Origin of the sequence: Prevotella corporis DSM 18810 = JCM 8529 (assembly GCF_000430525.1) — a bacterium.
Taxonomy (GTDB): domain Bacteria; phylum Bacteroidota; class Bacteroidia; order Bacteroidales; family Bacteroidaceae; genus Prevotella; species Prevotella corporis.
On sequence record NZ_AUME01000039.1, the window covers coordinates 20,937 to 27,384 of the forward strand.

The following is a 6,448-nucleotide window of genomic DNA, read 5'->3' on the forward strand; positions in this document are numbered from 1 at the left end:
AAGAAACTTATGAAATTACGAAAATTATCAAATTCACCAGCTGTGGTGTTATTAGTCTTTATCCTGTTGGGGATGGTATCTTGTTCTGATGAAGAACAGGTTGTATCCAATGTAGCATCTCCTTCTGACTTTATCAACTTTTCTGTTGCAGAGAACAATCAAACTCATACGCGTACAGCGTTTGACTCTCAAAACTATGTCAAGAAGTTGAAAAACTTTTATGTGTATGCGTTCCTTGACGACCCAGGAGAAGAAGAACCATATATGGATAATGTAGAAATAGTCAATCAAGGTAATGGCATATTCTCATATAAAGACGAGAATAAGAGAAAGAGATGGTTAGAAAATGAATCCCTGCATTTTGTTGCGGTCAACTCTCCCAATAATTTTGGAAGCAGACCGGAAATAGATGTATGGAGCAACCACGAGGTAAGCCTTGGTGTATATTCGGGGGGAAACGAGGATTATATGGCAGCTTTCGAATCTGATGAATATAAACAAGCTAATCATGGTACCGTAAAATTACAATTCCATCACCTCCTTTCACAAATCAAGTTTGGAATTTCCAATATGTCAAACAATCTTGAAATCATGAACATCAAGCAAATCGGCTTAAAGGGGGTGTATCATGAAGCAGAGTTTACAATGCTGGGAAATGGGGCGGTTCAAACACGCATGGCAGGGGATTATTTAGGACTTGGCGAATATTCATTTGATATAGACAACTTTGAAAAAGCAGATAAATCATATCTTAATGCCAGCAAAGACATTTTTCTCGTTCCGTTGAATCATCAACCGTGGAATCCCAAGTCAGGCGTTAGAATTGCAGACATTAATAAGGCTATTGGTGAGAATGACGCACAAAACGTTTATTCCTATGTATGGGTTAAATGTAAAATTTATAACCACAGCACAGATCAATATGTTGTTGGCGACTACAATAGTTATGGCATTACTTATTTTCCTTTCAAAGCTGATTTGAAAGCAGGAAAAAGATACAAATACACGATTACCATTACGGATGACTTTATTGGCTACCCAGACCAAAATACAACACTCCAAGAGCCTAAACTTGGTTGGGTGATATCCGATGCTGGCAATATTTTCTCCACTTGTGAGGAAGCAGACAATGCAGGTGAGAAACCCGTTGCCATGATTGCATATATAAGTGATAATGGTAACGGCCCTGCACCTTATAGCAAACATGGACTTGCCATATCTTTGCGAAATCTAAAAAGCCCGGACAGGACTAACTTGTTTTTAATAGAGGAATTGGAGAAAGTAGACACATACCTTTCTGAATATCAGAAAGTAGCACCATCTTGGCCCCGATGGTATGTGCCAAGATTCAAAGACTTTGATTTAATATTTGATGCTTTTGGCGGTACTAAATATAGTAATAAACCACATTATACAACCCAACCGTGGGACTATGGAAGACTTAATGATTTTATGGAATCAACAGAACGGTATGGTGAAGACGAGGTTTATCATGATTGTTTTATAGGATACCTACCACCGTATTACGATTGGCAACCATCCCGTTATTGGATTAATGTTTCCGAGAATTCGAACTCATCATTTTTGTGGTTATATGATATTAAGGGTAAGCAATACTTACAATGGCACCGTACTGCACTAGGAGGCTGTTTTATACGTCCTGTATTTAAATTTTAATTCTTAAAATGTAAAAAGATGGAAACAAAAAAAATAGAAATAAATAATCAGATAAAGAAGAAATATATAGCACCAAAAATTACGATTTTTGAAATGGGCGAACCTGTACTGGCAGCAACTTCTCCAAGTGAGAATCCGAGGATGGAAGTTGGAGTAGACGACTGGATTGATGATGAAGAAGTAAACTCAACAAATGCAAAACATTTTTTCCATGTCTGGGAAGATGAAATAGAGACGCCTGTTCGATAAACTCATGAATGTCGAGGGCAAACTCGACCGTCTGCTTGTCCTGCGGGAACAAGAAATAGATACTGCCGTTCATCCTCCATTGAAACCCGAATATTTGGATATCATAGATGTGTCCAAGATACTCAAAGTGGAACAAAAAACATCTATAAATGGGTTTGCAACAGGGAAAATTCATTATCTCAAAGCCAATGGACGTTTGTTGTTTTTACGTGAGGAGATAGATGAAATGGTACGAAAACAGGAGAAATGGTAGGTGTTTTGGATAGGCTACTCCTCTCTTTTTGTTGTGTAAATACTTGCATTTACACAACAAAAAGAGTACCTTTGCACCAAACAAGGGCAAGTATGACAAGTAAGACAATAAGGAAAAGGGTTTTGGGATTTGAGGAAGGTAAAGTCTTTCGTATGGAAGATTTGAAACTTTCGCGTACAGAACAGAATGCAGCCGTAGTTGCCTTGGGACGGCTTGTTCAAGAAGGAGCGATAGAGCGGTTGAGTCCGGGTGTTTATTACAAGCCCAAGCAAACGAAGTTTGGTATTGTCGGTCCGGCGTTGGAAGAACGGTTCAAGGATTTGCTCTACAAGAACGACATTCCGATTGGTTATTTGACAGGTCTTTATGCCTTTAACTTATTGGGATTGACAACACAACAGTCAACTACGCTTGAAATTGGAACGAACTTCCCTGGCCGAAGACGAAGACGCGGGATATATGCCATACGATTCGTTTTGCAGAAAAATATGATTACCCGGGAAAATATTGAGCTATTACGATTGTTGGATTGCTTAAAGTGGATAAAAAAAATACCCGATACGGCTATTGATAAATCGTATTCACTCCTTAAAACCAAAGTGAATAGATATAGCCAAAAGAGGAAAAAACTCTTGGTGGAGCTTGCTATGAGATATTCTCCGCTTACGCGAGCCTTATTAGGCTCCATGCTCGACGAGGAGCCTTTGGCCGCAGAACTGCATCGTACATTGAGTCCACTGACGCGATTTAGGATTGGACTCTCATCAAAATCAATTTCCAATCAATGGAACATAGAATGAAAGAATTACATTTAGATCCTGAGCTGTTTGCGGACCTTGTTCATGCAACTTCAGATGCTTTGGGCATCCCTGTCCAACTGATAGAGAAAGACTATTACATATCAACGGTACTCCGATTGTTATCAATGAGTGCCTATGCTCCGCAAATAGTGTTTAAGGGTGGAACTTCGTTGTCCAAGGCATATCAACTCATCAACCGATTTTCAGAGGATGTCGATTTCGCTGTCATCAGCGAGCAAATGAGCGGCAACCAAGTCAAAACGCTCCTGTCGCATCTCATGAAAGAGGTAACAGCAGGTTTGGTGGAAGATAAAGAATTTCCAGACATATCCAAAGGCTCGAAATATAGGAAACAGGCATTCCACTATGACGCCAAAATAGAACTGGACGCAAGTACAAATCCAATTCCTGCCCGTATAATTGTGGAAATTAGTGCATTTGCCAATCCGTTCCCAAATGAGAAACGTGTGATAGAACCCTTTGTAACTACATTTCTGAAGAGTCAAGGTATGAATGATTTTATCACCGAATACCACCTTGACCCATTTGAATTGAACGTATTGTCGCTTAAACAAACATTGTGTGAGAAAACCGTTTCTCTCATCCGCTTTTCAATGAGCGATAGCCCACTCACCGCCTTATCGGCTAAAATACGCCATTTCTATGATTTGGATGCCTTATTATCGATTGGGCAACTTCGGGATTATGTTCTTGACAAAGCGTTTGCAAGTGATGTGGAGAGTCTTATAAGGCATGACCGTCAGGCTTTTGCCGAACCGAAAGGATGGGGTGAATTGGAAAATTTAAGTGCATCTCCGTTGATGACAGACTTTGATGCGCTATGGGCGTCTTTGTCTCCCATATACGAAAAGAACTTGTCTTTGATTGCTTATCGACCGATACCTTCCCCGGAAGTAATAAAGTCATCATTTGCTATAATACTGAAATCCTTGGAGAAGGTGCATATTGAAAAAATGAGCGCTCAATAACACATATTCAAGTCTGCAAATCAGGGCATATGCCTCCTCATTTGCAGACCTGGCCTACCCAACACTACATTCTCCATTTGGGTTTGGCCACAATGGTATTACTCGTCATGTCCTTTTGGTCTATGATATTTTGCTGATTTTCATTTTGGGCAGACAGAGGATTGTCAGGGATAGTTGAGGTTGAAGTTGTTGATGATAGTTTCGTCTGTCTTTCATAAGCAGTTATGGGTGGTTGTAAATCCTCTTCTATGCCAACTTGTTGCACATCTTCTTTTTTCTCCTCTGGTGGAGCAAGTGTAAGTGCGATCTTTCTGTCCAGCTCCGCAGCTTCACTTTTAAGTGAGCGAAGCTCGTCCTCTTTCTTCCAAGAACTGTTAGCAATATTAGTATAAACTTCTTTATTTGCAACAACCTTTGCCATTTCCTTCTCATGCGACTCTACCACCTTAGGGATACGCTCCAAGGCATTTACGAAGTTCTCACAGGCAAGTTTCGGGTCTGCCGCTAACTTACCGTTATTATAGGTATAGTAGATGCTTTCCTGTCCCTTGACAAAGAAGCGGTTCACCGAGCAATCGAACAAGTCTTTGGAAGTGCTCTCCGTCTTGACCATGATGGAAAAGCCGTAAACCTCACCAATCTTATTGTACTCGCTCTTGGTACGAGCCTTTTCCTCTATCTCATGCAGACGGGCGGCGATGACCTTTATGTCGGCGCTGTCCTCTACACCTTTGATTGTCAGTTTATTGACGGGCAGTCCCTCCTTGTCCCGTTCCACACGCTGCTCAAAGCAAGCCAAGTCAGCTTTAGCTTCCTTAATCTTGTCGAAATGGAAGGACACGGAACTCTCAATCTCTGCCAGCTTGCCCGTTGCGGCATCACGCTCACGGAGAAAGTTCTTGCGCTCGGATTCCAAGGTGGTAATCTTCTTGTCAAGTCTTGCTTTTTCCAAAAGGTCGGTATTGCCCGAAAGCACTGCTACGTATTCTGAAAAGTTCATACCGCTGTCCTCGTCCATCGACCCCTCATCAATGGTACGACTGCCAAGCGTATTCGTCTTCAGCTGATTGATGAATAGCTGCTTATTGTGCAGCAGGTTGAACTTGTAGCTGTCCAAGGAACGCTCTACGGCATAGATAATCACATCGACCTTGTTGTTCGCAAACTCCTTGGCAACAAGGTTTCCTTTACGGATGGCACGCCCGTTGCGTTGCTCAAGGTCTGACGGTCGCCAAGGCGTGTCCAAATGATGGATAGCCACAGCCCGTTGCTGGGCATTGACTCCAGTTCCCAACATAGAGGTAGAACCGAAGATAATGCGAATGTCGCCACGGTTCATGGCATCGACCATTGCTTTCTTGGCTTTCTCGTTCTTGCACTCCTGAATAAAACGTATCTCGTAGGACGGGATATGATAGTCCTCTACCAATTTTCTCTTGATTTCCGAATAGATATTGAAGTCTCCGCCGGGCTTGTAAGTCCCCAAATCAGAGAAAACGAACTGCGTACCTTTCTGTGCATCGTACTTCTGATAATAGTCATTCAAGAGTTTCGCACAATGGCTTGCCTTGTTGTCGATATGGTCTGAGTACCCATTTTCATCAATCATGCGTAAATCTAAGCTCATCTTGCGGGCGTAATCGGTTGCGATAAGCATCTTCGCCTTTTCCTCACTCTCACTCAGTGGTGCACGTCCCAAGAGTGTGGCATTGCCCGTCTTGGCGAACTCCATCAGTTTGCCGATAAATTCTTCCTGTTCGGGCGTGGGCGGTATGTTGTGTAGTATCTCGTTCTTCTCTGGGCGGTCGATACCGATGTCCTTGGCAGTGCGAAAATCGCAAATCTCCGCATAAAAGTAATAGGAGCGAATGTAATCGGCTGATTACAAAAGGAAAACATAATATAGAATAATAAAAGGTGAACGATTTGGAAACGAGCGAGTTTCTTTCCCTCTCTTTATTCTGCAATGCCTCAAAGACCACTTACCTAACATTGCAAAGGTAGTCTTTATTTTCGATGAAAACAAGAGAAAGCCACACTTTTTTATCAGTCCGTTTCATTTTTCCGCACTTGAATTGGCGTTTTATGTCCAAAGCCCATCCTCGTCGTGAATTTGCTGTCTAATACTCCCTTTTTATTGTCTTCATCATCCTTTTGCGTGTTAAAAATAAAATTTTTCTGTGCAATTCCTTGCAAATTAAAGAAGAATAACCTATATTTGCGCTTAGGAAAAAACAACTTAAACGTTCATGCTTATGAAGACAACGTTGATTTTACCAATTTCAGCCCCCTTGACATAACGAACGCCACTTTCGGCAGTCAAGGGAGATATGCAGGACTCTACGAAAAGGCTTTGCATTAATCAATTTTCGCACACACGATACAATCCATCCCACTTTTATTTTACGGATTTTCTCTCTTTACCGTTTTTATTGCGGGTATCTTATCAGACTGAAAAAGAACATAGACAGTATTAACTT

Annotated in this window: 5 protein-coding genes and 1 pseudogene; 5 read left to right on the top strand and 1 reads right to left on the bottom strand. The window is 41.5% G+C overall.

Features of this window, described 5'->3' with window-relative positions:
- Window positions 1-9: 9 nt before the first annotated feature.
- The 5 genes from H515_RS0108015 to H515_RS0108035 all read left to right on the top strand — a co-directional run bounded on the left by H515_RS0108015 (window position 10) and on the right by H515_RS0108035 (window position 3,968).
- Window positions 10-1,677, top strand: a complete 1,668-nt coding sequence (locus tag H515_RS0108015) for a fimbrillin family protein (protein ID WP_028901819.1) — start codon at window positions 10-12, stop codon at window positions 1,675-1,677.
- A gap of 18 nt (window positions 1,678-1,695) precedes the next feature.
- Entirely contained in the window at window positions 1,696-1,926 is a 231-nt protein-coding gene (locus H515_RS0108020; RefSeq protein WP_025072881.1) for a hypothetical protein, read from the top strand.
- A 4-nt stretch (window positions 1,927-1,930) separates the two neighbouring features.
- Window positions 1,931-2,179: a helix-turn-helix domain-containing protein gene (locus H515_RS13215; RefSeq protein WP_025072880.1), complete on the top strand. Its 249-nt coding sequence runs from the start codon at window positions 1,931-1,933 to the stop codon at window positions 2,177-2,179.
- A 92-nt stretch (window positions 2,180-2,271) separates the two neighbouring features.
- Window positions 2,272-2,979 (top strand): DUF6088 family protein, encoded by a 708-nt coding sequence (locus H515_RS0108030; protein WP_025878057.1) that lies wholly within the window; start codon window positions 2,272-2,274, stop codon window positions 2,977-2,979.
- The gene (locus tag H515_RS0108035) at window positions 2,964-3,968 is read left to right on the top strand and encodes a nucleotidyl transferase AbiEii/AbiGii toxin family protein (protein ID WP_025072879.1); all 1,005 of its coding nucleotides are present in this window, start codon (window positions 2,964-2,966) and stop codon (window positions 3,966-3,968) included. Before H515_RS0108030 ends, H515_RS0108035 begins: the two co-directional genes overlap by 16 nt.
- A gap of 64 nt (window positions 3,969-4,032) precedes the next feature.
- Here H515_RS0108035 and H515_RS13220 read toward each other — a convergent pair.
- Window positions 4,033-5,823 (bottom strand): annotated as a pseudogene (locus tag H515_RS13220) (helicase-related protein); the annotation flags it as partial.
- Window positions 5,824-6,448 lie beyond the last annotated feature (625 nt).

Coding starts and splice junctions, on each gene's coding strand:
- H515_RS0108015 (WP_028901819.1), top strand. CDS start 10: ATGAAATTACGAAAATTATCAAATTCACCAGCTGTGGTGTTATTAGTC.
- H515_RS0108020 (WP_025072881.1), top strand. CDS start 1,696: ATGGAAACAAAAAAAATAGAAATAAATAATCAGATAAAGAAGAAATAT.
- H515_RS13215 (WP_025072880.1), top strand. CDS start 1,931: ATGAATGTCGAGGGCAAACTCGACCGTCTGCTTGTCCTGCGGGAACAA.
- H515_RS0108030 (WP_025878057.1), top strand. CDS start 2,272: ATGACAAGTAAGACAATAAGGAAAAGGGTTTTGGGATTTGAGGAAGGT.
- H515_RS0108035 (WP_025072879.1), top strand. CDS start 2,964: ATGGAACATAGAATGAAAGAATTACATTTAGATCCTGAGCTGTTTGCG.